This window comes from Actinomyces capricornis, assembly GCF_019974135.1.
Classification (GTDB): domain Bacteria; phylum Actinomycetota; class Actinomycetes; order Actinomycetales; family Actinomycetaceae; genus Actinomyces; species Actinomyces capricornis.
Window position 1 is genome coordinate 1174156 of sequence record NZ_AP025017.1, and the last position, 25541, is coordinate 1199696.

Consider the following 25541-nt stretch of genomic DNA (forward strand, 5'->3'; position numbering starts at 1 on the left):
CAGATCCCCAGCAGAGCCGCACCACAGGACCACGAGGACCGCAGCGCGACGACGCGCACCCGGGCACCGCCAATCGGTGCGATACCGCGCCCCCACCAGCAGGGGCCGCCCCTATGTTTCTCACGTAGTTTTGTCTGGCACCTATGAGGAAACCCCGAGCCGTCGGCACTCCTCGGGTGTAAATCGCCTCATACGAGCGTTTCCCTGAGGTCACCACTCCCATCGAAGCCCGCCGCCACCCCTCTCCCCAGCGCGAGAACGATGAAATATAACGTTACAATCCTCTCGGTCCTGCGGCGCTCCCCGCCACCGGATCCGCCCTACCCCAGCACGGCTCCCTCCCGGCCTCCCCGGCCGGTGCAGGGCCGGCCCGCATCCGTGGCGCCCGGGCGCCACGTCCCAACCTCATCCCACCCCCATGGCGCCGCAGCCGCCTGGCTGCGGCGGTTCCGAAGGAGTATTCCGTGTCCACTCCCCTGGTCAGGCGGCTCGCCTCCCTAGCGGCCGCAGCTCTCGTCACCGCGCTGGTCCTGCCAGTGGCCCCAGCCTCGGGCGATCCAGCCTCCCCCACTCCTCCTGCGGCGCCGACACAACCCGACTCCCCGCTCCCGCAGGAGCTGGTGGCCCATGACGGCGCACTCCCGGCACCGGACCCCGATGCGCGGGTTCGGGTCATCGTCACCCTGGCCGAGCAGCCAGAGTCGCCCTCCCAGGCCCAGGAGACCGCCAACCTGGCTACCCAGGGAGACCTCATCACCGCCTGGGGCCAGAAGCACGGGCTGAGCGTGGACAGCCAGTTCGGCTACCTCATCAACGGCTTCAGCGCCGAGATCCCGGCCTCCGCCATTCCGGCCCTGGCCGCCGAGCCCGAGGTCGCCTCGGTCAAGCGCGAGCGCGTCTACTACGCCACCGAGCACACGGCGCGCGAGCACCACGGCGTCCCTGCGGCCTACGCCGCCCACGGGGCGGACGGCACCGGAACCGTCATCTCGATCATCGACTCAGGTATCGACCCCTCCCACCCGGACCTGCGGCTGGATGACTGCGGGGCGGCCAAGATCAGCGCCATCAACCCCGAGGGCGGCCTGTTCACCTGCAAGGTCCCCAACGGATACAACTACGCTGACGAGAGCTTCGAGATCAGGGACCTGACCTCCTCCCAGCACGGCCAGCACGTGGCGGGGATCGCGGCGGCCAACGGCTCACAGGGCACCGAGTCCGAGTTCGAGACCACCGGGCGGGTCGACGGCGCCGCACCGAATGCCCAGCTGCTGGCGATGAAGGTCTTCTCCAACAAGGCCGGCCGCTCCCGCACCGCCAACGACGCCGATATCGTGGCCGCCATCGAGGACTCGGTGAAGCTCGGCGCGGATGTCATCAACATGTCCCTGGGCTCGACCAACGGCATCCCTGATGCCTCCAGCGGCGCCTACCAGGCCATCACCCGGGCACGCGAGGCCGGGGTCCTCACTGTGGTGGCTGCCGGCAATGAGGGCCAGAACTACTCTCCCACCGGACTCGACACCGATGCCCTGGGACTACTGGACGATGGAACTCTGAACGACCCGGCGGCCCAGGCCCCCGCCCTGGCGGTGGCCTCCCTCGACAACAGCACCATGACCACCGCGGTGGGCCACCTGGGCGAGGGCGCCTCCCAGACCGAGTTCACCTACCTCTTGGCCACAGGCAACATCGACGACGACGCCCACCGGCTGGTGGACGTGGGCCTGGGAAGCTCCGGGAACTACCCGGAGGGAGAGGATCTGACCGGCGCCTACGTCCTGGTCGAGCGAGGCGAGTTCGCCTTCGCCGAGAAGTTCCGCAATGCCGTCGACCATGGCGCTGCGGGTATTCTCGTATTCAACTCCGAAGTGGGATCACACACCTCGATGGGCGGCGTCCAGGACTTCACGATCCTCGGTGTCGGATTGACGCGCTCCGACGGGCTGGCCCTGCGTGCGGCACTGGAGAGCAACCCCGATCTCACCGTGCGCCTGACCTCAACGCCCCGGATCGCGCAGTCGCCCGAAGGCGTGAGGCACTCCGCCTTCTCCTCCTGGGGGACCACCCCGAGCCTGGACTTCAAACCGGAGATCTCCGGTATCGGAGGCTCGGTGTACTCCACGGTGGGAGCGAACTCCTACGCCTCCAACTCGGGAACCTCCATGGCGGCGCCCAACATCGCGGGTCTGGGGGCCCTCATGCACCAGGCACTGTCCCAGCGCCATCCCGATATGACCCCCACCGAGCGGCTCGATCTGTCCACTGCCCTGCTGATGAACACCGCCCTGATCCCCACCTACGACAATGGAATCCCCTTACTGCCCCGCCAGGTGGGGGCGGGGCTGGCTCGGGTCGACGAGGCCCTGGCCTCCCCGGTGAGCGCAACCGTGGAGGGCCGAGCCGCTGCGGCGCTGCGGCAGATCACCGGCCCCACCACCTTCACCGTGACTCTGACTAACCACAGCGAGGCCGATGCCGTCTACACCGTGCCCGCCCAGCAGGTCCTCACCGAGACCAATGCCGCCTGGCGGACCACGCTGCCAGTGGTCTCCTCCGAGACGCTGACGGCCTCCGCGGAGTCGGTCACCGTCCCCGCTGGAGGCACTGCTGAGGTGGCTTTCACCCTGACGCCTCAAGTCGACACCAATCACTTCATCGAGGGCTGGGTGCGCCTACGGTCAGCCGGTGAACACCCCGACCTGGCATTGCCCTACCTGGGCTTCGCCGGGGACTGGAACGCCGAGCCCATCATCCAGGAGCCGGGCCGGCCCTGGGCCGACAACACTCACAGGGACGTCACGGCTCTCGAGGGCAGCCTGGATCGGTGGCTGTGGGACATCGGCGATCTCCCCACATCCGTGTACATGACGTACCTGGCCATGTCGCCCAACGGCGATAGGTACCTGGACCGGGTGTTCCCCTCGATGCTGCTCATGCGCAACGCCGACGAGGTCCACTACGAGATCCTCGACGCCTCGGGCGCCACCCTCGTCGATCTCGGCACGGATGAGAATCTCTCCCGCCTTACTGGAGTGGATATCGCACGGACCCCGTTCCGGCACCCTATCGTCCACACTGGCCGCTCCTTCGATGGGCGCATCTGGGATCCCGCCGCCGGCAGCTACACGACGATCCCGGACGGCACCTACACCTACCGCATCTCAGCCCGCCTGGGGGATGATTTCCCCTGGCAGACCACTGATTTCCCCCTGAGGATCGATTCCACCGCCCCGGTCATCACTGTCCTCGAGCAGTCCAAGGACTCGGTGCGCTTCTCCGTCACCGAGGAGGGCAGCGGCCTGTTGGGCGATCCTAAAGTACGCACAGCAGATGGCACAGGCGTCCAGGTCACAGCGGTGGGCGACAGCACCTACCGCGCCACCTTCAACCCCAGCACGCCCTTCGTGCACATCAAGGTCGAGGACCTGGGCCTGAATACCGTCAGCAGGTATGTCGTCCCCGGCGATCCCGATCATGCGGACATCTACCTCACACTCAATCATGACCTCGTCACCGATTCATTCGTCCCCGATCGGGCCTTCCCCTTCGTCGACATGAGGGGCTACGTCACCGGGAGGGCCGAGCGCCTGACGGTCAACGGCACCGAGGTCCCACTGTCGGGACAGGACTTCGACTTCCGCCTCGGGATCGAGGACAAGCCCTCCGAACTCGTACTGCGCGCCTACGCAGCGGACGGGTCGCTACTCAAGGAGCAGACCGTCGCGCTGACCTACGACCTGGAGGACCCCGTCATCGCCGTCACCGGCGGGGATATCGCCAACGGTGAGCTCGTGGTCAAGAATGATGGCTCAGCCACCATCTCCGGGACCGTCATCGACGATCGCGCCACCGCCCCCGAGCTGTCGCTGACAATCGAAAGCGATCAGGTGGCACTGGCGAAGGACGGCAGTTTCACCCATACCCTCACCGATATCCATCCCTCGACGACGCGCATCAGCCTGAGTGCGCGGGAGAACAAGGGGTCGAGCATTCTCACGCTGCCGATCCAAGGCAGACAGAAGCCCCCGGAGGCACCGAGAACTGAGCTGTCCCTCGATCTCGCCTGCTCCACAACCATCGCTGAGATCTGCACCATTACCAGGAGCAGCCCGAACCTGAGCGAGGACGGATCCACCGTCACACTGCAGGGCCGCCTCACACCCGGGGATGGGGCGAGCATCGAGCTCGTCCGCAGCTCACGAGCCCAGGACGGAACTATCACGGCCAACGAGCCGATCGCCGCTCCGGTCGGCCAGGACGGGGCGTTCAGCACACCCCTGCCGGTATCCCCAGGCAGAAACGACTACACGCTCATCGCGCGCGATGCGCAGGGTCGGGCCGTCATCGAGCAGAGACTCTACCTCTTCCTCGACACCGCTGCGCCCTCCATCGATATCGCGGAGCCCGGCCTGATTGGTGGAACCCTGTACACGAATAAGGACGAGGTCACCTTCCGCGGCTCGATCTCTGATGACGGCTGGGGGCATTACCTGGCACTCAACAATGCGGTGGCCAGCGATATCATCCGCCTGGAGAACCCAGGCCCCCAGGCCAACACGAGGACGTTCGAGAAGATCCTCGCCGTACGCGACGGCGATGTCATCCGCGTGTACTCCACGGACAGGGCCGGAAACTCCCTCATCGGCCTCATCCCCGTCACCGTAGACAAGTCCGCCCCCTCGGCGGGAGTGGACACGGTCGGCAACGGCGAGATCATCCGCGACGGCCGCTCCCTGAATGCCTGGGCCGAGGACGAGAACCTGGCCTCGATGAGGGTCAGCCTCAATGGCAAGGTCGTTGAGGACAAGCGCACCGCCCTGACCTCGGAGCAGATGGAGGTGGAGGACGCCCTCCAGCCCCCCGGGGACCTGGATCGGGGGCCGGCCCCGGGCTCCCAGGCCGAGGGCGTCCAGAGCGGCGAGCAGTCCGCCGCCGGAGAGGCGGCCCAGGACGGTCAGGAGGCGCCCGCAGCCCAGGACGCGCCGGCCGACCCCGCCACCACGGAGACCACGGAGGCGGAGGGCTCGCAGCCCTCAGAGCCCAGCATCGACGCCTACGGCAGCCGGACCACCACCACGCAGACCCGCCTGGAGGCCGCCGTCGAGACCGCCGACCTCACCGCGGGCCATTACACCCTGACGGTGGAGAGCACCGACCTGGCCGGGAACACCACCACCGAGATCCGCTGCTTCGTCGTCGACGATGCCGCTGTCATCACGGGCCCCGACACCGTCCAGCTCACGGTGGCGCCCGGAGACCTGGGCGATCAGGAGGCGGTCGCCGCCAAGGTGCTGGCGCTGTACTCGGTCACCGACGACGGCGCCGCCGGCACCCCGGGGGACACCTCCCTGTCCCTCCTGCCCGGCACGGTGCTGGTCGACGGCACCAACACGGTCCGCATCGTGGCCACGGACGCCGCGGGCTACCAGGTCAGCCGCTCGGTGGAGGTCACCATCACCATCAGCGCCCCCGGCGGCGGCTCCGGCGGATCCGATGGCACCGGGACCCCCAGCGCCCCTGGCACCCCGGCACCCGGCACCGACAGCACCGGCAGCACCGCGGGCGCAGGCAGTGCGGCAGGCCAGGACGGCGCCGGGGACGCCCAGGCGCCCCGGGCGCCCGCCCAGCCGGGCGAGCGCCCGGTCGATCCCCTGCCCGCGGGCACGGTCGACGACGTGCGCAGCCGGTGGGAGGCGGCCTCGCAGGGCACCAGCCACGTGAAGTCCGCGCGGGCCGAGGGCGCACTGCCCGCCACCGGCAGCGGGGCGCTGGGGCTCATGCTCCTGAGCCTCATGGCCCTGACGGCCGGAGGCGTGGTGATCCGGCTGCGCCGTCGTCGGGGCTGATCCGACGGCGTCACGGAACCACGGCGTCAGCAGACGCGGGCCCGCGCTCCCATCAGGGGGCGCGGGCCCGCGCCGTCCCCGCACCACCGCGCCCGCCTCCCCGGCACGCAGGGCGGGCACCAGTAGCCGCGGGCGCCGGGCAGGGGCTACAGTGCGGACCATGACGACCTTGACACCAGCCGCCCGTACCACGGTGCGCATGGGCATGGGTCGAATGCGCATGCGCTGACAGCGCCAGCCGTCGCTGTGTCCTCCACGTAACGGTCAGAGTCCGGGCGCCACGCCCGTCGTACTCCGCGAGCCGCCCGCCGCGCGCCCGTGTTCATCCCTCCCCCGCTCGTCAGCGCGCGGGCCTCTGCGCGCACCCACCAGGACACGCTCATGCACCCCTACGACGACGCCGCCCAGGCGACCCCGCCAGCACCGCACCACCCGAGCACGCCGCCGCGCCCAGCACCAGCGGTCTCCGACTTCGACCTCGTCCGCGAGCGCCGAGGCACCTCCAGCCTCAAGTGGGACTTCGCGGCCCAGCGGGGCCGCCCCCGCGACGCCCTGCCCCTATGGGTGGCGGATATGGACCACGCCACCCCACCGGCGGTCACCAGCGCCCTGCTGTGGCGCACCCGCCACGGCATCTTCGGCTACTCCGAGCCCGACGACGACTACCACGAGGCCCTCACCGGCTGGCTGGCCCGCCGCTACCACTGGCGGGTGGAGGCCTCCTGGAACACGGTCACCCCCGGGGTGGTGCCCGCCCTGGCCCTGGCGGTGCGGGCCTGCACCGGCCCCGGCCAGGCCGTCATCATCGAGGAGCCCGTCTACTACCCCTTCCGGGAGGTGGTGGAGGACAACGGCCGCCAGGTGGTGGCCGTGCCCCTCGTGCGGGGCCCCGAGGGGCGCTACCACCGCGACCTGGCGGCCCTGGAGGATGCGATCGTCTCCAGTGGGGCGCGCCTGCTGCTCCTGTGCAACCCGCACAATCCGGTGGGCCGGGTGTGGGAGCGCCAGGAGCTGGAGGCGCTGGCGCGGGTGACCGCCCGCCACGGCGTCGTGGTCGTCTCCGATGAGATCCACGCCGACCTGGCCCTGCCCGGCCACGCCACCACGCCCCTGGCCAGCCTGGATGAGGCGACGGCGGCGCGCACGATCACCTGCACCTCGCCGTCGAAGGCCTTCAACCTGGCGGGGCTGCAGGTGGCCAACATCCTCATCCCCGATGCGCGCCTGCGGGCCGCCTTCCGGCGGGAGCTGGGCGCGGTGGGCTACTCCCAGCCCAATGCCCTGGGGCTGGTGGCCTGCCGGGCGGCCTACACCGGGGGCCAGGAGTGGCTCGATGACCTGCGCGAGCACATCGCGGCGGCCCACCGGCACGTGGTGGCGCGCTTGGAGCGGATCCCGGGGGTGGAGGCCACTCCCTGTGAGGGGACCTACCTGGCCTGGCTGGACTGCTCGGGGCTGCTTCAGGCCACCGCTCTGGCCGCGGAGGAGCTCGACGGGTTCCTGCTGCATGAGGCGGGCCTGTGGCTCGACGACGGCCGCATCTTCGGCGCCGGCGGGCAGGGCTTCACCCGTCTCAATGTCGCCTGCCCGCGCGCCACCCTCGATGAGGCCCTCGACCGACTGGAGGCCGCAGTCGCCGCCCTGCGCGCCCGCACCGCCCACCTGGCCCTGTCCGCCTGAACGTAAGGAACCGCCCATGACCAAGCGCACTGAGCCCATCGAGTCCACCGAGCCCCCTGGGCGACGGACGAGCGCCTGCTCCTCGGGGGCCGCCGACCCCGCGGGGCCCGCAGCCCCGTCGGGCCCCGACCGCTCCTTCCCCGTCCACCACCACCCCACGTACCGGGGCGCCGAGGGGCTCCACCTCGAGACGCTCCTGGTGCGCGCGGGCACCGGCACGGACCCGACGACGGGGGCGATCACCACCCCCATCCACCTGTCCACCGCCTACGGGCACCCGGGCCTGGGGCGGTCCACGGGGTACGACTACACGCGCACCGCCAATCCCACACGCGACATCCTCCAGGACGCCCTGGCCCAGCTGGAGGGCGGGACGGCGGGCTTCGCCCTGGCCTCGGGGATGGCGGCCCTGGAGCTGACGGTACTGACCCTGGCGCCCCACGGCAGCCGGATCGTGGCCCTCCAGGACCTCTACGGGGGCTCCTTCCGCTACCTGGAGGTGCTCCATGAGGAGGGCGCCTACCAGGTCGACTTCGTCACCGGGATCGAGGGGCTGCGCGCAGCCCTGGCCTCGCCGGCCGCCCTGGTGGTCATCGAGACCCCCACCAACCCGATGATGGTGGAGATCCCCGTGCCCGAGGCCGCCCGCCTGGCCCATGCGGCCGGGGCGCGGCTGGTGGTGGACTCCACCTTCTGCACGCCGGTGATCCAGCGGCCCCTGGAGCTGGGGGCCGACGCCGTGCTGCACTCGGGCACCAAGTACCTGGGCGGGCACAACGACGTCATGGCCGGGGTGGTGGTGGTCGCCGATGAGGGCCTGGCGGCCCGTCTCAACTACCGGCTCAACACCACGGGGGCGACCCTGGGCCCCTTCGACTGCTTCCTGCTGCTGCGGGGCCTGAAGACCCTGGCCCTGCGCATGGAGCGCCACCAGGCCAATGCCCGGGCCGTGGTGGACTTCCTGCGGAGCAGTGGGCATGTGACGCGGGTGCTCTACCCCGGCTACTCGGGCATGGTGAGCTTCGACCTGGCGCCCGGGGTGGATATCGGGCGCTTCCTCGAGCAGGTGCGGGTCTTCACCTTCGCCGAGTCCCTGGGGGGCGTGGAGTCCCTGGTGACGTGTCCCGCCGTCCAGACCCATGCCGATGTGCCGCCCGAGCTGAGGGCCTCCTATGGGCTGACCGACCGCCTGCTGCGCCTGAGCGTGGGCATCGAGCATGCCCAGGACCTGGTGGAGGACCTGGCCCGGGCCCTGGAGGCGGCGTCGACCGGCACCTGAGGCGGCCATCTCGTACCCGGGCTCCCCGTCTCGCCGGCAGCAGGGACGAGAGGGGCGGGTGGGTACGAGATCGCGGTCGGACTCCGGTCAGGCCCGTGAGAGGCGGGAGGCCTCGGCGACCTGCTCGGGGGTGGGCCGCACACCCGTGTACAGGGCGAACTGCTCGGCGGCCTGGAGGGCGATGACCTCCGCCCCGCTGATGGTCGGCTTGCCCGCCGCGCGGGCGGCCCGCAGCAGCGGCGTCTCGGAGGGGAAGGCGACGACGTCGACGACGGTGCCCACGGCCTCCAGGAGGTCCCGGCCCACGGGCAGGTCATGCTCGGCGGGACCCCCGGCCATCCCCACGGGGGTGGCGTTGAGCAGGAGCGCGGGGGCGTCCTCGGCCAGCTCCTCGGGGGTGGCGACCCAGGACCATCCGTAGTGCTGGGCCAGGGCGGGGCCGGTGGTGGCGTTGCGCGCCACCACGGTGCCGGGGCCGAAGCCGGCGTCCTTGAGGGCGGCCACGCTGGCCTTGGCCATGCCGCCCGAGCCGAGCACGGCGCAGGAGGTGCGCGGGACCGCGTGGGTGTCCAGCAGGCTGCGGATGGCGATGACGTCGGTGTTGTAGGCCACTAGGCGGCCCTCGTCGTTGACGATGGTGTTGACCGACTCGATGGCGCTGGCCGAGGGGGTCATCTCATCGACCAGGGCGATGACCTCCTCCTTCCAGGGCATGGAGACGCCGCATCCCCGGATGCCCAGGCCCCGCACGCCCGCGATGGCCGCGGTGATGTCGGTGGTGGTGAAGGCCTTGTAGACGAAGTCGAGGCCGAGGACCTCATAGAGGTGGTTGTGGAATCGAGTGCCGATGTTCGTGGGGCGGGCCGACAGGGAGATGCACAGCTGCGTGTCCTTGGTGATGTCTCGCACGAGACGATCCTCCCATGCGGGCCCCAAGGGCGCCCGGGAAACACGGCCCCAGACATGGAAAACACCCCGACTCCGACTTGACAGCCGATGACGGGGTGCTGGTGCGCCCGAAGGGATTCGAACCCCCAACCTTCTGATCCGTAGTCAGATGCTCTATCCGTTGAGCTACAGGCGCCGTGTCGCTTCCGACAAGCCAGAAGGTTACTCGCCGCTCCCCCCTCCGCCAAATCGGGGGGTCGTGAGGCTGGGCACAAGCAGCGCCGGGGCCTCCCCGGGCGCGGGCAGAGGACTCCCGCCGCCGCCATCCGTGATCGGACGACGACGGCGGGAGCGGGTCGCTGCGGCAGGGACGATCCTGCGGCGCGCCTCCTGGCTGTGCGGCGGGGCTATGCGCCTTGGCTGTTCGGGACGGCCAGCAGGCTGCCACCAAGAACGATGGTCGCCACGATGCCCAGGATGGTGCCGACCACCGCCCAAAGGAGCATCGCGCGCGCCCAGGTCCTGCGGGCCGGGGACCCGCTCGAGGTGAAGCCCACCACCAGCAGGTAGATGATGCCCACCACCGGCAGGGCCGACAGGAAGGTCGCGAGGAGCCAGCTCCCCAGGGACTCGTCACTGCCCGCTGCCTCGCCGCGCACCGGGAAGGCCTCCGCGGAGGAGCCCGGCTGCGCCGGGTGGGCGGCCGGCGCCACGGGCGTCGCCTGCGGCACGGAGGGCCCGGAGGCGACGGCGTCCCGCTGGCTCACCCCCAAGTCCTGCGCACCCTGCTGGGCCGCTGCCTGCGGATGAGCCGCCGCCTGCGGAGCGCCCCCCTGCTGGGCCCGCTCCGCCTCTGCGCGCGCAGTGGCGGTGGGGAAGACGGAGGACATGCCCACCTCGCCCTCAGTGCGGCTCCCCCACGGGTGGGAGGCGCTCTGGGAGTACTGGGAGGCGGGCGCCTGCGAGCCGGCCGCGTGGGCGCCGGGGCCCTGGGCGGCATGCGCCTCATAGGTCTCGTATCCGGTGGCCTGCCCGGGGGTCCCGGGTACGGAGGGCGCACCGGGGGCCGAGTACGCGGCTGGGGCCGAGGTGGCCCCGGGGGCCGACTGGGCCGAGAAGGGCCCCTCGGGGACCGCCATCGTGGCACCCTGCTGGCCCCACGGCGACTGGGCCGGCACTTGCCCACCAGCAGCGGACGTCGCCGGGGCCGCGCCGCTCGAGCCGGGAGCGGAGTGGGCGGAGAAGGGATTGGCGGAGAAGGGCCCCTCGGGGACCGCCATCGTGGCGCCCTGCTGGCCCCACGGCGACTGGGCCGGCACCTGAGCACCAGAGGCCGGGGCACCGGCGTCGGGCGCCGCCGGGGCGGAGCTGCTGGCGGGGCCGCCCTGTACGCCCGGGGCGCCAGGGGCGGCGACAGCGCCGGAACCGCCGCCCTGCCATGCCGATTCCGGACTCGGGTGCTGATACGGGGTCACGTGGGGCGCGGCCGAACCGGCGCCGACGCCTCCCGGGACTCCAGGGCCACCGGCGCTTCTGGGACCGCGGGAGGTCAGGGCGGCGGCGGGCTGGCCGGGCTGGCTGGTCTGGAAGGGCGAGGGATCCACGGCCGGCGCAGCTGTGCCGCTCTGCGCCGGGCCGACGGAGGAGAAGGGCGAGGGGGACGGGGTGGACGGCAGGTTCGCGGAGGCCCCGGCGTCGGTGGAGTAGGCGCGGGTCTGCTCCTCGGGCGGTGGCCCCGCGGGCATGGCAGGAGGCTCGGGCCTCCATGCGGGGGCAGCGTGCTGGCCGCCGGGTGCGCCTGCACCGCCGGCGCCGGGCTGCTGGGGCGCCTGGGGCTGCGGAGCCCCTATCTGCTGGGCCTCAGCCCGGGCAGCGCCAAGGACGTCACTGTTGATCAGTACGGTGCGCGCATTGAAATCGTCCTGCTGCTCCGCATCTGCGGAGGCGGCATCCCCCGCAGGAACGGCGTTCGAGCTGTCGCGGTCTGACATGATGGAGCCTTTCACGCGTGGTTTGCGGACACGCTGCTTACGGATTGTGCCCGCTCTCATGACCGTCTTCAACCACCAGGGCGGATGCGCGCCCTCCGGGCCGCCGCGCCCCGCAGCCCCACTGCCGCCGCCCCGCCTCGGGAACAGCGTCGCGCACGGCGGACACGGCGAGTCACCGCCCTCATCTCGGGCCAGTCCCCTCCCATCGCTCCGTCGGAGCACCGTGAGGGCGCCACCGCACCCGATCGTTCCGCCACGGGCAGAACGCCCGCGCGGGCCAGAGGAGCCGCCAGCCCGCTCACGGACAGCAGGGCCCAACAGCCCCGGCAGCAGTGAGCCCCCGATGGTCCGGGAATCATCGGGGGCTCACGACTGCGCATGATGGCGGAGATGGGGAGATTCGAACTCCCGAGGGGCTTCCACCCCAACCTCCTTAGCAGGGAGGCGCACTAGGCCACTATGCGACATCTCCATCGCTTGACAAGCGTGAGGAAGCCTACCGGGCTCGGACCGCGGAGGCAAATAGGTAACGCGGCATCGCGGGCGCCTCTACCGTCCGCAGCGCCGCCTCCCGCGGGCCCCGGTGAGCAGGAGCGTCGCGGTACCCTGCGTGAGGGCGCTCAGGACCGGTGGCGGCCGGGAAGCGGGGTGAGTGATGACATGGTGGATGGTGGCGGCCGCCATCGCCTGCCCGGCGTTGGCCGGCAGCCTGGTCGCCCTGAGCCGCACCCGACGCGCCCTCCAGCGCACCCGCGGGGAGCTGCACCGACTGCGGGCCTTCCATGAGGAGCGGACACGGCGCCCCAGCGTCCTGTCCCACGAGCTGCGCACACCGCTGACCGTCGTGCGCGGCTCGGCCGAGCTGCTCCTCGATGAGACCGCCGGCCCCCTCAACCCCGACCAGCGCCGCTTCGTCCAGACGATCGCGGAGAACTCCAACCAGGTCATCGACATGGCCTCGGACCTGCTGGCCGAGGCCAGCCTGGAGTCCGACCTGTTCAACCTCCACCTGGAGTGGACCGAGATGCGCCGGCTCGTGCGCGAGTGCGTCGCCCAGCTGCGCCGGGTCCACACCGCGCCCATCCGCCTGGACAACCACGGGGCGCCGCTGCGCATCCAGGTCGATCCCCGCCTCATGGGCCAGGCCGTGACCAACCTGGTCAACAATGCCGCCCGGCACGCCGGCCAGGGCGTGTCCATCCTCGTGCGCGTCACCGAGTCGGAGGAGACCGTCTCGGTATCGGTCTCCGACGACGGGACGGGGATGAGCGAGGAGGACCGGGCCCTGCTGTTCACGCCCTTCGCCACCGGGGGCTCCCGACGCCCGGGCACGGGCCTGGGCATGATGATCACCCAGCGCATCGTCGAGCTGCATGGCGGCACAGTGCTGGTCGATACCATCTCCCGCAGGGGGACCACCATCTACCTCACCCTCCCGCGCACCTGGCGGGAGCCTGATCGCGAGGGGGCGAGCACCAGTGAATGACACCGGCCAGCCGGCAGGGGCGCCGCGAGTGCTCGTGGTCGACGACGAGCCTCAGATCCTCATGATCATGCGCTTCGCCCTGGAGACGGCGGGATTCGACGTCGTCACGGCCGCCGACGGCGCCCAGGCGTGGTCGGCCTTCAAGCAGAGCAGCTTCGACCTGGTGGTCCTGGACCTCATGATCCCCGCCGTCTCCGGGGTGGCCGTGGCCGAGCGGATCCGCGCGGTCTCGGAGGTCCCCATCATGATGATCACGGCCCTGTCCGAGGAGCCCGACCGCATCCGCGGCCTGGAGGCGGGGGCCGACGACTACCTCACCAAGCCCTTCAGCCCGCGCGAGCTGACGCTGCGGGCCCAGGCCCTGGTGCGCCGGTGGCGGGGCGGCAGGCCCGCCGTCCTGGTCAACGGGGAGCTGAGCATCGACACGGCCACCCACCGGGTGCACCTGCGCGGCAGGGCCCTGGACATGCCGGATACCGAGGCGCGCTTCCTGGAGGTCCTGGCCCGCAGTGCCGGGCAGGTGGTCACCTACCGCGACCTGCTCAACCAGGTGTGGGGCACCCAGGACCGCGCCGGCGGGAAGGACATGATCAAGACCACGGCCTACCGGGCGCGGCGCACCCTGGGCCCGGACGGTCAGGACTACATCCACTCGGTGCGGGGCTCGGGCTACCTCATGCCCCGCCTGGATGCGCCGCAGTGACAGAGGTGTTACCAACCGTTACTCTCCGACACCCCTGCCGCCTCACCGCCCGGGGATGATGGGGCGCACCCGGTGGGATGTCGGCGACCTCCTACCGCCCCGACCCCAGCTGATTCAAAGGAGAATCCCATGAGGAAGCGGCTGCTGCCCACCTTGCTCGCCGTGACCACCGCGAGCGCCCTGTCCCTGGCCGGCTGCGCCGTCGACCAGGCGCAGAGCGACTCGATCACCATCGCCTGCGGCGCCATGGAGGACCTGTGCCAGAAGTGGACCGAGTCCTTCACCGAGGCCACGGGGATCCAGGCCACCTATGTGCGCCTGTCCTCGGGGGAGACCGTGGCCCGGCTCGACTCGGCCAAGGACAGCCCTGAGTTCGACGTCTGGCACGGGGGTCCGGTCGACGGCTATGGCGCCGCCGCCTCCAAGGGGCTCATCGAGGCCTACGACTCCCCCAGTGCGGCGTCGATCCCCGACCAGTACAAGGACCCCGAGCACCACTGGACCGGGGTGTACGTGGGGGTCCTGGGCTTCTGCTCCAACACCTCGGTGCTGGGCGAGCTGGGGGTGCAGACCCCCGACTCCTGGGAGGACCTGCTCGACCCCGCCCTCAAGGGGCAGGTCTCCACCGCCCACCCCTCGACCTCCGGCACCGCCTTCACCACCCTGTGGACCCAGGATGTGCGCCTGGGCGGTGAGGACCCGGCCTTCGACTACATGAAGAAGCTGCACAACAACGTCCTGCAGTACACCAAGTCAGGGACCGCCCCGGGGCAGATCGCCGGTCGCGGCGAGGTGGGCGTGGGGCTGGTCTTCTCCCACGACTGCGTGAAGTACAAGGAGGAGGGCATGTCCGACCTGGAGGTCTCCTTCCCCCAGGAGGGCACCGGCTATGAGGTCGGCGGCGTGGCCCTGGTGGCCAACTCCGCCCACGCCGAGGCGGCCAAGAAGTACATCGACTGGGCGATCTCCGCCGAGGCCCAGAACATCGGACAGACGGTGGGCTCCTACCAGGTGCCCACCAACCCAGAGGCGCAGACCAGCGACAAGATGGTCAAGCTCGACGAGGTGACGCTGGTGGACTACGACTTCGCCGCCGCTGCTGCGGCCAAGCCGGAGCTGACCGCCCGCTTCGATGAGGAGATCGCCGCCCAGCCCAAGGAGTGAGCGCCCGGCCGGGGCTGAGAAGGGGCCGCTGCCACCCCCGCGAGCGCCGGTGCCGTCAGCCCCGGCCGGCCCGGCGCCGTCGGCCCGCTGCGCGCCACCGGGCCCGACGACGTCCCCTGCGCCCCGGCCCGTCAGCGCTTCTGGCGCCGGCCATTCATCCGCCCCCGCTGGCGGTCCCACCACTTGTGAACGGAGTCCACACATGTCCTCCGCAGCCTCCATGCTGCCCGCGGCGGGCGCTTCCTCGCCCCCGCCCTCCTCACCGACGCCGTCCGCGTCGTCCCCCGGGCCGGGACGGGCTGATGCCGGTCCCGCCCGCAGCCGGGCCTCCCGCTCCACACGGGTGCGCCAGGACAAGGTGACCATCGGCATCGTCACCCTCGTGTCGGCGATCCTCGTCCTCCTGGTGCTCCTGCCCCTGGTGACGATCCTGTCCAAGGCCTTCTCCACCGGCGGCCTGGCGGTGCTCGGCGGCCTGCTGCGCTCGTCGAGCAACCGCGCCATCGTCGTCAACACGGTGGTCCTGGGCGTGGTTGTCGGGGCGGTGGGCACGCTCGTCGGCTTCTTCCTGGCCTACGTCCAGGCGCGCGTGGCGATCCCGGGCAAGCGCCTGCTCCACCTCATCTGCCTCATCCCGATCGTCTCCCCTCCCTTCGCGGTGGCCACGGCCTCGATCACCCTGTTCGGCCGCAATGGCATCGTCTCCACCCAGATGCTGGGGCAGCAGTGGAACATCTACGGCCTGCCGGGCCTGACCCTCGTGCTGTCCCTGTCCTTCTTCCCGGTGGCCTACATGAACATGCTCGGCATGCTGCGCAACCTGGACCCGGCCATGGAGGAGGCGGCCGCCTCCCTGGGGGCCTCGCCGTGGACGATCTTCCGCACGGTGACCCTGCCGATGCTCATCCCGGGCTTCGCCTCCTCCTTCCTGCTGCTCTTCGTCGAGGCGATCGCCGACCTGGCCAACCCCCTGGTCATCGGCGGGGACTTCACGGTGCTGGCCTCGCGCGCCTATATCGCCATCAATGGCGAGTACAACACGGCAGCGGGAAGCGCCTACTCCCTGGTGCTGCTGGTGCCGGCGCTGCTGGTCTTCCTGCTCCAGCGCTACTGGGCCTCGCGCAGCTCGGCGGTCAGCGTCACGGGCAAGCCGACCGGCCGCATGCGCCTGGTGCGCTCCCCCCTGCCCCGCGGGCTCCTGGGCGCATCGGCGGGGCTGCTGGCCCTGTTCATCGTCTCGATCTACGCCACCGTCATCGTGGGGGCCTTCGTCAACATCCTGGGGGTGGACAACACCCCGACGCTGAAGAACTTCCAGTACGTGCTCTCCGGGATCGGCAACGACGCCATGATCGACACCACCGTCCTGGCCCTCCTGGCCACGCCGATCGCCGGGGTGCTGGGGATGCTGGTGGCCTGGCTGGTGGTGGTGCGGCTGCGGGCGAGCGCCGGCCTCATGGACTTCCTGGGGATGCTGGGGCTGGCGGTGCCCGGGACGGTCCTGGGCATCGGCTACCTCATCACCTTCAATCGCCCGGTGATCGCGGGCAACCTCATGTTCATGCCGGCCCTGGCCGGGGGGAGCGCGGTCTTCGGGGGCGCGATCGCCATCATCATGGTCTATGTGGCCCGCTCCATGCCCTCGGGCCAGCGCTCGGGGATCGCCAGCCTCCAGCAGGTGGACAAGTCGATCGATGAGGCCTCGACGTCACTGGGGGCCTCGGGGCTGCAGACCTTCATGCGGGTGACGATGCCGCTCATCCGCCCGGCCTTCATCGCGGGGCTGACCTACGCCTTCGCCCGGTCGATGACGACCCTGTCCCCGATCGTCTTCATCACCACCCCCAAGACGAAGATCATGACCTCCCAGATCCTCGCGGAGGTCGACGCCGGCCGCTTCGGCAATGCCTTCGCCTTCTGCACCATTCTCATCGTCATCGTCATGACCGTCATCGGCCTGACCAATCTTCTCGTCCGCGACACCTCGGTGACCTCGCAGGCGCGGACGGGCCTGTGAGCCCGGCCAGAAAGGAACCCATCATGACCCGTGCGACCAGCACGAGCGCCCAGCCCGGCCCCGGGGCGGGGCCCGCCCCACAGGAGAGCGGCCGCCTGTCCCTCGTGGGGCTGACCAAGACCTTCGGCCAGGGGCAGGGGCGGGTGACCGCCGTCGACCATGTCGATCTGGATATCAGTCCCGGGGAGTTCATCACCCTGCTGGGGCCCTCGGGGTGCGGCAAGACGACGACCCTGCGCATGATCGCGGGCTTCGAGGAGGCCACCTCCGGGCAGGTGATGCTCGACGGCGACAATGTGGCGGTCGTGTCGCCCAACCGCCGGCCGATGTCCATGGTCTTCCAGTCCTATGCGCTCTTCCCCCACCTGTCTGTGCGCGACAACGTGGCCTACGGCCTCAAGCTGCAGGGGATGCCTGCGGCACAGATGAAGGAGGCCATCGAGGTGGCGCTGACCTCGATGAACCTCACGGCGATGGCCGACCGCGCCCCCTCCCAGCTCTCCGGCGGCCAGCAGCAGAGGGTGGCCCTGGCCCGGGCCATGGTGGTGCGCCCCAAGGTGCTGCTCTTCGATGAGCCGCTGTCGAACCTGGATGCGAAGCTGCGCGTGAAGATGCGCCTGGAGATCCGGCGCATGCAGAAGCGCCTGGGGATCACCTCGGTGTATGTCACGCACGACCAGTCCGAGGCGATGGCGATGTCGGACCGGATCGTGGTGATGAACTCCGGGCGGATCGAGCAGGTGGACACTCCTGCGGAGATCTACCTGCACCCCGCCTCGGTGTTCGTGGCGGACTTCGTGGGGCGCGCGAACTTCCTGTCGGCGGATGCGGTGGGCCGGGAGGCGCCGGGCGCGGATGGCCGGGAGCGGGCCCGGGTGCGGGTGCTCGGCGGGGAGACGACGGTGCCCGCCCACCCGGCGGCGCTGCGCGACCAGGAGGAGGTGGTGCTCATGGTGCGACCGGAGTCGGTGCGCCTGGAGGCCGTGGAGGATGCGCCCCAGACGGTCAGGGGATCACTGGGGCAGGTGATCACCTGCGTGTTCTACGGGGAGACCGTGGAGTACGAGGTGGAGACCGAGTACGGCTCGATCGTGTGCGTCGTATCCGACCCGCGCCAGGAGGAGATGCTCTCCGAGGGGCAGGCGGTGCGGGTGTCCATCGAGGCCGACAAGGCCTGGCTGCTTCCTGCCGGGCAGAGCGCCGCCGCCTGATCGGGGCCGCCGGACGGGGCGGGCACCCAGGACCGGGGATATGGCGTGCATCGCACTCGCCTTTGTCGGAGCACCGCATAAACTGCACGCTCGACATTCTCTGTTTCTCATGGGGCTCACAACCGGTACGCCGATGCGCCCCGGATTGGTTGCGTATCGTGTATCACGCTCATGTGTCCCGTATCGAGGGCGCCTCGATCTGGCGCCTCCTCGGCCTGCCCCTCCTGGTGTCCCTGGTGGTGCTGGTGGTGCTGCCGGCCACCGGACTCCTGCTGACCCCGATCCTGGGCGGAGGCGTGGAGGAGCCGATCAGCCTGTCCAACGGTGTCGGCATGTGGGTGGCGCTCATCGGCGGCGGCCTCCTCATGATCCGTGCCTCCAGGCTCAGCTGGTCGGGCTTGGGCTTCATCCGCCAGGGGTGGCCGCGGGCCCTGGCCACTGGGGCACTGCTCGGGGCGGGCCTTCTCACGCTCGTGGCCCTGGTGATCTGGATGCTCGGCGGGACCCGGATCGAGTATGCCTTCACAGCCTCGGCCCTGGGGCCCATCGCGGTCGCAGTATTCTTCTTCGCCGCCCAGGGGACCTGGGAGGAGCTGGTCTACCGCGGCTACCTCATGCCGCATCTCTCCAGGCTGTGGGGGGACAAGGCCTCGATCATCGTCACCTCCCTGTTCTTCACGGCCTTCCACGCGGCCAACCCGGGCCTGACCTTCATGCCGATCCTCAACCTGACCGTGTTCGGCTTCGTCTTCGCGCTGCTCTACTACCGCACGGGGAATATGTGGCTGACCGGGGCGTCCCATGCGGTGTGGAACTTCAGCCAGGGCTTCATCTTCGGCTCCGAGGTGTCGGGCAATGCGGCCTCCGCCTCCGTGCTGCGCAGCACCGGCGTCCCGGGAAGGGACCTGCTCTCGGGCGGTCCTTTCGGCTTCGAGGGCTCTATCGTCACCACCATCGCGGGGATTCTCATCATCGCGGGCCTGGTCTTCCTCTGGCCCAAGCGCACCGCCGCCGCGGCCTGAGCCGCTTCCTGACTCCTGGCGCCGCGGCGGCACCGGGCCGGCTCAGGCGTCTTCTGCGGGGTCACTCGCATCCCGCCCGCTGACATGCGGCCATCTGGCCCAGCGGAGTACGAGTGAGCCCGCGAGAATCCGGCTCACCCGGCGGAATGCGGGCGCCCCTGCAGGATGCGGGCGCGTACTTCACAGCCGGGGCGGTTCCTGGGCGGGGCCGTGGTGCAGATTGCCGGCTTGTCGGTGAATCGGAGGAGATCTCGGCAGATCGGAGAGGTCCCAGTGGTGCGAAGTACCGGCGATCTGCAGACAACCCCGGCAAACTGGGGCCGGCCCCACCGACAGCCGTGCCCGCACAGTGGCGTTCGCTCATACTCTTCGGCGATGGCGGTCAGGGAGGACGGTACCGGGGAGGTCGTGGATGAGCATCCGGCCAGATGACCTCGCCTACCGCCAGGCCCGTCAGGCGTGGAGCACCCAGCACCCCAGTTGCCCAGTGCTCGGCCGTACCGAGGTCAACCTCGCTGTCCTCCACCTCCATGGGTGGACTGCCTGGTTGTCGATGGCCAAGTCATGGGCCCACTGGTGCCGCACCCGTTGAAGAAGACCTCACTAGAAGCGAGCCGTTCCCCTGAGCATCGACCACCAGAGCCCGTAGCCGTGGATGGCTTTCGCTCCCGGATCCTTCGGTGAGGCAGGGGCACGACATCATACACACAATCCCTGCTGAGTCCCGGAGCATCCGGAACCACCAACGAGGAAGTGTCGAACTTCCGCCTATTTGCCTTTGACGTTCTCATGATATAATAAGAGCAGTTAAGTTATGCAGGACTCAAACACAGGAGGAGATCATGGATCAAAAAGTAGAAAATCTGCTGGATGACTGGCACTTCGCTAATCCCACCTTGCACGAAATCGCCAATAGTGTGCGCATGAGAATACTGCAACTGGCGAACACAGTAGACGAAGAAGTGAAATATGGCGGCATCCTGTTTGCAGCACCCGAACCGTTTTGCGGCATTTTCGTTTATAAGCAGCATGTATCTGTGGAATTTAGTCATGGCGCCGAAATAGTGGATCCACACGGTTTATTAGAAGGAAAGGGTAAAGGCCGTCGCCACTTGAAACTACGCACGCTTGAAGACGTAGAAAATAAGTATTTGACAGATTACTTACGATTGGCGCAAGAAGCAGCAGCATGAAATAACAGTCTAGTGGCTCGTTTTTAAAATCCAACATCGCAGCCAAAGCTGCAGCACTATCAGATAGGAGCGGCCAATATATCTGCAAAACCTCTCAGGAACGAGCCGTCATGGGTAGGGGTATCGCAGGCCTGAACAGAGCGCAGTTGAGCCGCCTGGTGGAATTGGTGGTGGGCGATAAGGGTATCGCCCTGGCACCAAGATTCCTCACTTTCCCTGACGGCCGTGCGGGCGACTTTGATGTATCTGCGCACCAATGCCTCTCAGGAGACGATCGCCGAGATCATGGGGGTCTCCCAGCCCACGATCTCGCGGACGATCGCGGTGTGGGGTGGGTGGTGTTTCTCGGACAGGGGAGATTTTCGTCCCCCTGTCCGAGAAACACCACCCACCCCACACCGACTTTGCCGCTCCCCTGGGACACCCCCCAGCGATACGGGACCGGCCTCCACGGGGACCGCACCAAGCGACGGGGCACTACTGCCGGGTCAGGCGTCTTCTGCGGGGTCACTCGCATCCCGCCCGCTGACATGCGGCCATCTGGCCCAGCGGAGTACGAGTGACCCCGCGAGAATCCGGCTCACCCGGCGAAGCCCGGCCCGCCAGGGCACCCACCCCACCCCAGGCACGCCAGAACCCCCGGCAGTCCGGGGACCGCCGGGGGTTCGAGTAAGCATGGGATGGCGGAGAGGGAGGGATTCGAACCCCCGGTGCGCCAGGCGCACAGCGGTTTTCAAGACCGCCACATTCGGCCGCTCTGTCACCTCTCCATGCCCCGCGATCACGGGGCGCGCCTGAGACTACCACCGTTGTGGTCCCGCCGCCCACCGGTGGGGCCGCAGCGGCTCGCCCCGGCTACTTCCGCCCGAAGAACCCCCGGCGGCGCGGCTGCTGGGCGTGCACCGGCAGGGCCGAGGCGGGGTCGTCGAGCCGCCCCTCGGCCAGCGCCTGGCCCATCGCCGGCCACACCGGCAGGCGGGGCATGAGGGTCATCTGGAGGGCGTGGTAGATGTCCGGGTGCCCCTCCCAGGTGCGGGTGGAGGGCGCGTTGCCGGCGTCGAGCTCGTGGGTCCACACGCCGGGGGCCTCGATGAGGTACTCCTCGGCGAAGTCCAGCCAGGAGCGGTAGCAGTGCTCGTACAGCTCGACGTCGATCTCGCCCCGGCCGTCGTCCAGCAGCGCCCGGCGCAGGGCCGCCGCCGCGCTGACCCCCTCGCACACCACCCAGTGCATGCGCTCGTGCACCACCGGCTTGCCCGAGAAGTCGGTGGTGTAGACGAAGCCGGGCTTGCCGTCGACCCTCCAGCCATCGCTGCGGGCGCGGTCGAACAGGGACTCGGCGGCGTCGAGCATCCACTCGGGCACGGGCAGGGCCCGGGCCACCAGGGCACCGCGGGCCTGGACGGTCAAGCGCGCCCATTCCAGGCCGTGGCCGGGGGTGACCCCGTAGGGGCGGAAGGGGTGGGCCGGCTGGTCCCGGTTGTACTCCAACTGGGGGCGCCAGGAGGTGTCGTAGTGCTCGGGCAGGCGCCAGTCGTTGCCGCGGGCCTGGACATTGACCGCGAAGTCGATGATCTGCACCGCCCGCTCCAGCCAGCGCACATCGCCCGTGACATCGGCGGTGACCAGGTAGGCCTCCACCGTGTGCATGGCCGCATTGATGCCGCGGTAGTCCTCGGGATCGGTGAAGTCGACCGCGTAGGACTCGATCGGCAGGCCGTAGCGCTCATCCCACCAGTAGCGCTCCTGGAGCGCCATGGCCTCGCGCAGCAGCTCGTGCGCCCCGGGGCGGTCCGCAGCCGTGGCGGTGGCCGCGGCCAACAGGACGAAGGCGTGCTGGTAGCACTCCTTGCGGCCCCGGGGGTCCACGGGCACACCGTGGCCCTCGGAGTCCAGCTCGTGCTCGACCGCCGAGTACCAGCCCCCGTGCTCGTGGTCGCGCAGCACCTTGCTCAGGGTCCGCACGCCGTGGTCGGCATAGCGGCGGCAGCCGGGGATGCCCATGAGGGCGCCCAGGGAGAAGCAGAAGGTCATGCGGCCGGTGATCCACAGCTCCACGGGGTGCGAGGTGTCCACGGCGCCATCGGGGCCGATCCAGCCGAATCCGGCCGGGACGGCGGCGGCACGCGCATAGCCCAGCAGGGCGTGAGTCTCCTGGGCGAGCCAACGATGATGCTCAGGAGCGCCGAACCATCCCAGTCCCATTGGTCCTCCTCGACCTCACAGATGAAGGGACGGCGGTGGCGCAAGGTGGTGGTGGAGGTCGCGCCACCGCCGTCCGTGCGCAGGCTACCAGGAAGCCCTCCCCCGGTGTCCAGCGCCACTTCTCAGGTGCTGGCAGGCATCCGACGGCGCCGCCTCACCGCCCGGGCCAGGCCTCCTCGGCCCGGCCCAGGGCCTGCTCGGAGGTCAGGGAGCCCGTCGTCCAGGCATCCAGGGAGGCCCACAGGGCATCAGTGCCCACAGCCACGGGCATGCGGTCCGAGGCGTCCATGCGCACAGCCGTCTCCCGGGACTGGAGCAGGGCGGTGGAGCGGCGGGCCACATCACTGGGGATCTGGGAGGAGTCGACCCCCCGGTGGGCGGTGGCGATCCCTCCCAGGGCAGCCCGCCCCTGGGCCCACTGGGAGGAGGTCAGGTAGGTCATCACCGCGGTCTGGGCCTCCCCCCGGGAGAAGGCCACCAGGTAATCGGCCCCCACCAGGACGGGATCGCCCCCCTGCTCATCGGTGGGCAGGATGAAGGCGGAGACGGAGCCCTTGGTGCTGATGCCGCCCATGCCATCGCCGCCGGGGGTCGCGCTGGCGGTGGCCGGGGCGCCGTCGGGCCCGGCTCCCTGCGTGCCCTCAGGCGATGCGCCCTGGGTGCTCCCGGCCGAGGGGCTGTGCGAGGCGACCGGCGCGGGGACCGCCTCGCCACCCCGGGGGTCGGTGACCATTGTGCCCGGGGGCAGTGCGGACTCGAAGGACGAGGAGGCCAGGAGCATGAGGCAGCGCCCCTCCACCAGCTGGGCGCCCGCCTCACCGGCACTGCGGGTGGCGGCCGCCTGGCCGCCACCGGGGACGTGCCCCGGGGTCATGAGCATCCGGTGGACCTCCCCCAGGGCGTTGAGTGCCGAGGGGTCGTCGAGGGGCACGCTGTGGTCGGCCCAGGCCTCATAGGCCCCCTGCCCCTGGGTGGACAGGAGGGCGGCCTCCAGCCAGTCGGTCATCACCCATCCGGAGGCCTTGCCGTCGGCCACACCCAGGCACCAGGGGGTCACCTGCCCATCGGGATGGTCGGCGGCGATCTGCGCGGTCAGGGACTCCAGCTCGGCCCAGGAGGTCGGCAGCGTGTAGCCCTCCGCTGCGAAGGCGGAGGGGGAGTACCACACCAGGGACTTGACCGAGGCCATCAGGGGGGCCGCGTAGGGGACCGAGGCGTGGATGCCGGCCTGCCCCCACTGGCGGTCCCAGCCGAGCTCGACATTGGCGTTGACCGCGTCGGGCAGGGGCTGGACGACGCCGGTGTCGACCAGCTCGGCCGCCAGTCCCGGCTGCGGGATGATCGCCAGGTCCGGCATGCCCTCATGGCTGGGGAGCGAGGCCGGGGAGGCCCCAGACTCGGTAGCGGTGTCCGCCCCCGAGGCCGCCAAGAGGTCGCCCTCCAGGGAGTCCGAGCCGGTGTGGACGATGTCGATGCCCGTGCACTGCTCGAAGGCCGCCACCGAGGCCTCGAAGCGCTCAGCCTCGGTGCCGCCCAGGGCGGAGGCCACCGTGACCTGTGCCGGGGTGACGTCGTAGTCCTCGAAGGCGGCGCAGGCATGCGCCCTCTCCCCATCGGAGCCCGCCGAGGGCGAGCAGGCGGCCAGGCCCGCGCTGGACAGTGCCAGTGCGCAGCCCACGGCCAGGAGCTGGGAGGAGGGGCGAGCCGGGAGGTGGAGCATCAGTCGTTCTGCCTTACTCGTTCCACAAGGGCGTCCAGGACGGCGGCGCATCCCTCGCGCCACACCGGTTCGGTGAGGATGTCGCCGCGCTCGCGCACCCACTGCGGTGCGCTGCCCATGACGACGCCGACCCCGGCCCACTCGATCATCTCAACATCATTGGAGCCGTCCCCCACCGCCAGGGTGCGGGCAGGATCCAGGCCCAGGCGCGCCACCAGCGCGTCCAGGGCGGAGGCCTTGGTCACGCCCTCGGGCGCGACGTCGAGCCATGCGGTCCAGCCGATGGCGTACTCCACCGAGTGCAGGCCCGCGCCGGCCACCAGCGCGGAGAACTCGTCCACGGACATGCCCGGGGCGCGCAGGACCACGCGGGTCACCGGGGTGGAGCACAGCTCGTCGAGGCCCACGACGATCTGGTCCTCGATGAGCTCGCCATTGGGGAAGGGCCGGGAGACCTTGAACCCGACCCCTGGGATCTCCACGGCCACGATCCCCTCGGGAACGGCCGCCAGGAGGGTGGAGACCGCGGTGGTGGGGTCGAAGGAGCGCTCATCGACGATCTCGAAGCCGCCGGGGGCGCCCGGGTCCAGGCGCAGGGTCAGGGCACCGTTGGCGCACACGAGCCAGCCCTCGGAGATCCCCAGGTGGCGAACCACCGGCAGGGCGGCGTCGATACCGCGCCCGGTGGAGATGACCACGGCCACCCCTCGCGCCCGCAGGCGCGCGATGGCCGCCATGGCTCGCTCCGAGACGCTGCCGTCCAGGTCCAGGATGGTGCCGTCCACGTCCAGGGCCACCAGGAGGCCCGGGCCCGGGGACAGGTGCGCGCCGCCCTGGGCCTCCAGGCGCTCCAGGTCGGCCATCCGCTCCTGGATGCGGGCGTGGTAGGCCTCGTGGCCCAGCGGGTCGCGGTGCAGGCTCGCGGTCCACTCGGAGGGCAGTCCCAGGGGCACGGTGGCGGGGCCCGAGGTGGGCCCTCCCTCACTGGCGCCGCTACCGCCCGGACCGGTGCGATCGTCGCGATCATCCTGGGCGCCCGGGCCGACGACGGCGCGGCGGCCCTCCGCGCAGGCGCCGCCTCCGGCCGGTGCGGGGGCCGCGTCGTCGAGGGGAGGGCGGACGGGTCGGTCCAT

General features: G+C 70.3%; 15 protein-coding genes, 3 tRNA genes and 1 pseudogene. 11 read left to right on the forward strand and 8 right to left on the reverse strand.

Annotated features, from left to right (window positions below):
- Nucleotides 1-464 precede the first annotated feature (464 nt).
- From MANAM107_RS04705 to MANAM107_RS04715, 3 genes are all read left to right on the forward strand, one after another.
- Nucleotides 465-5849 (forward strand): S8 family serine peptidase, encoded by a 5385-nt coding sequence (locus MANAM107_RS04705; protein ID WP_223911765.1) that lies wholly within the window; start codon nucleotides 465-467, stop codon nucleotides 5847-5849.
- A gap of 381 nt (nucleotides 5850-6230) precedes the next feature.
- Nucleotides 6231-7529, forward strand: coding sequence for a MalY/PatB family protein (locus tag MANAM107_RS04710; RefSeq protein ID WP_223911767.1), 1299 nt, complete (start codon nucleotides 6231-6233; stop codon nucleotides 7527-7529).
- A 16-nt stretch (nucleotides 7530-7545) separates the two neighbouring features.
- Complete coding sequence (locus tag MANAM107_RS04715) at nucleotides 7546-8808, forward strand: PLP-dependent transferase (RefSeq protein ID WP_223911770.1); 1263 nt, start codon at nucleotides 7546-7548, stop codon at nucleotides 8806-8808.
- An 87-nt stretch (nucleotides 8809-8895) separates the two neighbouring features.
- On the opposite strand, the gene MANAM107_RS04720 is transcribed toward MANAM107_RS04715, so the two are convergent.
- The 4 genes from MANAM107_RS04720 to MANAM107_RS04735 form a co-directional block, all read right to left on the reverse strand.
- Nucleotides 8896-9717 carry a shikimate 5-dehydrogenase gene (locus tag MANAM107_RS04720; protein WP_223911773.1) on the reverse strand — a complete coding sequence of 274 codons (822 nt, stop codon included), beginning with the start codon at nucleotides 9715-9717 and terminating at the stop codon, nucleotides 8896-8898.
- A gap of 99 nt (nucleotides 9718-9816) precedes the next feature.
- Nucleotides 9817-9892 (reverse strand) — tRNA-Arg (locus tag MANAM107_RS04725).
- A 211-nt stretch (nucleotides 9893-10103) separates the two neighbouring features.
- The gene (locus MANAM107_RS04730) at nucleotides 10104-11687 is read right to left on the reverse strand and encodes a hypothetical protein (RefSeq protein WP_223911777.1); all 1584 of its coding nucleotides are present in this window, start codon (nucleotides 11685-11687) and stop codon (nucleotides 10104-10106) included.
- Nucleotides 11688-12069: 382 nt separating this feature from the next.
- A tRNA-Ser gene (locus MANAM107_RS04735) sits at nucleotides 12070-12159 on the reverse strand.
- Nucleotides 12160-12342: 183 nt separating this feature from the next.
- On the opposite strand from MANAM107_RS04735, the gene MANAM107_RS04740 reads away from it, so the two are divergent.
- The 8 genes and pseudogenes from MANAM107_RS04740 to MANAM107_RS13215 all read left to right on the forward strand — a co-directional run.
- The gene (locus MANAM107_RS04740) at nucleotides 12343-13173 is read left to right on the forward strand and encodes a sensor histidine kinase (RefSeq protein ID WP_223911781.1); all 831 of its coding nucleotides are present in this window, start codon (nucleotides 12343-12345) and stop codon (nucleotides 13171-13173) included.
- Nucleotides 13166-13876, forward strand: a complete 711-nt coding sequence (locus MANAM107_RS04745; RefSeq protein WP_223911784.1) for a response regulator transcription factor — start codon at nucleotides 13166-13168, stop codon at nucleotides 13874-13876. Before MANAM107_RS04740 ends, MANAM107_RS04745 begins: the two co-directional genes overlap by 8 nt.
- 129 nt (nucleotides 13877-14005) lie before the next feature.
- Complete coding sequence (locus MANAM107_RS04750; RefSeq protein ID WP_223911788.1) at nucleotides 14006-15040, forward strand: ABC transporter substrate-binding protein; 1035 nt, start codon at nucleotides 14006-14008, stop codon at nucleotides 15038-15040.
- Between the two features lie 202 nt (nucleotides 15041-15242).
- Complete coding sequence (locus tag MANAM107_RS04755) at nucleotides 15243-17057, forward strand: ABC transporter permease (protein ID WP_223911791.1); 1815 nt, start codon at nucleotides 15243-15245, stop codon at nucleotides 17055-17057.
- 23 nt (nucleotides 17058-17080) lie between these two features.
- Entirely contained in the window at nucleotides 17081-18268 is a 1188-nt protein-coding gene (locus tag MANAM107_RS04760; RefSeq protein WP_223911794.1) for an ABC transporter ATP-binding protein, read from the forward strand.
- A gap of 173 nt (nucleotides 18269-18441) precedes the next feature.
- Nucleotides 18442-19290: a CPBP family intramembrane glutamic endopeptidase gene (locus MANAM107_RS04765; protein ID WP_223911797.1), complete on the forward strand. Its 849-nt coding sequence runs from the start codon at nucleotides 18442-18444 to the stop codon at nucleotides 19288-19290.
- 842 nt (nucleotides 19291-20132) lie between these two features.
- On the forward strand, nucleotides 20133-20483 hold the full coding sequence (locus tag MANAM107_RS04770) for a DUF1801 domain-containing protein (RefSeq protein WP_223911799.1): 351 nt from the start codon (nucleotides 20133-20135) through the stop codon (nucleotides 20481-20483).
- Between the two features lie 240 nt (nucleotides 20484-20723).
- A pseudogene (locus MANAM107_RS13215) lies at nucleotides 20724-20768 on the forward strand (hypothetical protein); the annotation flags it as partial.
- A 396-nt stretch (nucleotides 20769-21164) separates the two neighbouring features.
- On the opposite strand, the gene MANAM107_RS04775 reads toward MANAM107_RS13215, so the two are convergent.
- The 4 genes from MANAM107_RS04775 to MANAM107_RS04790 all read right to left on the reverse strand — a co-directional run bounded on the left by MANAM107_RS04775 (nucleotide 21165) and on the right by MANAM107_RS04790 (nucleotide 25541).
- Nucleotides 21165-21253, reverse strand: a tRNA-Ser gene (locus MANAM107_RS04775).
- 85 nt (nucleotides 21254-21338) lie between these two features.
- Nucleotides 21339-22688, reverse strand: coding sequence for an AGE family epimerase/isomerase (locus MANAM107_RS04780; protein ID WP_223911801.1), 1350 nt, complete (start codon nucleotides 22686-22688; stop codon nucleotides 21339-21341).
- A 154-nt stretch (nucleotides 22689-22842) separates the two neighbouring features.
- Entirely contained in the window at nucleotides 22843-24408 is a 1566-nt protein-coding gene (locus MANAM107_RS04785) for an ABC transporter substrate-binding protein (protein WP_223911803.1), read from the reverse strand.
- Nucleotides 24408-25541 (reverse strand): HAD family hydrolase, encoded by a 1134-nt coding sequence (locus tag MANAM107_RS04790; RefSeq protein ID WP_223911805.1) that lies wholly within the window; start codon nucleotides 25539-25541, stop codon nucleotides 24408-24410. The genes MANAM107_RS04785 and MANAM107_RS04790 overlap by 1 nt, the downstream gene beginning before the upstream one ends.